This is a genomic window from Microcystis sp. M53598_WE2, from assembly GCF_030067735.1.
Classification (GTDB): Bacteria; Cyanobacteriota; Cyanobacteriia; order Cyanobacteriales; family Microcystaceae; genus Microcystis; species Microcystis aeruginosa.
On the sequence record NZ_JASJFE010000509.1, the window covers coordinates 1 to 1,369 of the forward strand.

The following is a 1,369-nucleotide window of genomic DNA, read 5'->3' on the forward strand; positions in this document are numbered from 1 at the left end:
CGGTCAACGTACCGTGGGACACACGGAATCGGGCTTCTGAAATGGGGCGAAAGTCTGTGGACTCTGTGTAAGACAGTACATGGTTTTTTAACTGTGGTATGCGACGGTGGTGGAAGCAAAAACTTAAATTGTGAGGTTTAGGAATCGCCGCACTTTTAGGGCGGCGAGGATGTCAATATCAACTTCCCTCCCAGATTTTTAAATAGGCATTTTCCATATTTTCAGCGAATTTTTTCCCTTGCCAGAGGGGGGCTGTGTCACGATTTCCTAACAGTTGATGGCTGATGTCTTGACGAAGGGAGCGATCGAGTCCTAATTTTACTCCCCAGTCGATATATTCTGCCTCATTCCAGCCAATTCCGGCTTCAATACCGGCATTAATCATAAAAGTATAACTATTGCGCGCGGAAAATTGTTCTCCTACCAGTGTAACTAAAGGGATTCCTTGCCATAAAACTTCTAAGGTGGTGGTAGCGCCATTGTAGGGATAGGTATCTAACACCACATCAGCAATCTGTAAATTAGCGCGATGGGTATATTCATCTATATCTCTCGGTAAAAATCGCAATCTTTGGGGATTAACTCCCTCCAGAATCGCTATTTCAGTAAATAATTCTTGAATTTTTTCAGTCTTACCGACTCCCTTAATCAGAAAATAACTATTAGGCACTTGTGCGAGAATTTTCATCTGAAGTTTAATAGTATCAGGATGACGTTTCATGCCACTTTGTACGGAAAAATAGATGGTAGCATCGGGGGGAATTTCTAAATCTTCTCGACGGAGATTAGGAGTACCGATTTCAAAACCATCCACTGCTAAATATGTCTCTGGTAAACGATAGATTTTTTCTCGATAATATTCCTCTGCTTGCTGGGGTAAAACGTAGGGATCGGCAATATAGTAATCAATAGTTGCTAATCCAGAAGCATCCCAACCTAACCAAGTCACTTGTTTTGCTGCGGGTTTCAGTGCCATGATCTGATTGGTAAGATTATGGGTTAAACTGTCTAAATCTACTAGAATATCTATCTGATCCTGTTGAATTTGTTGGGCAACTTCTAGGGGATTTTGAGCGTAGGGAAAATGACGGATAATATCTCGGCTATCCCGGAACCATTGACGGGTAATTTCATCTTCTTCTTGGTTAATAGTATAGATGCCTATTTGCAATTTTTCTCGATCGTGATGGTGAATTAACCAACGACTTAACCAACCGACAGAATGATGTTTTAAGGTACTGGCAAGATAACCAATCGTCAGTTTTTTTTGAGCTTTTTTGATAGTAATAAAAGGAGTTTTTAAACTATTATTATCAAGAAAAATTTCGGCGATGCGATTAGTTAATTGTCGATTGGCTAAGGCTCGATC

General features: G+C 40.5%; 1 protein-coding gene. It reads right to left on the reverse strand.

The window, feature by feature from the left end; genetic code table 11:
- Positions 1-178: 178 nt before the first annotated feature.
- Positions 179-1,369 (reverse strand): O-linked N-acetylglucosamine transferase, SPINDLY family protein (locus PX636_RS10440; RefSeq protein WP_502882871.1); only part of this gene is annotated, 1,191 nt, incomplete at its 5' end.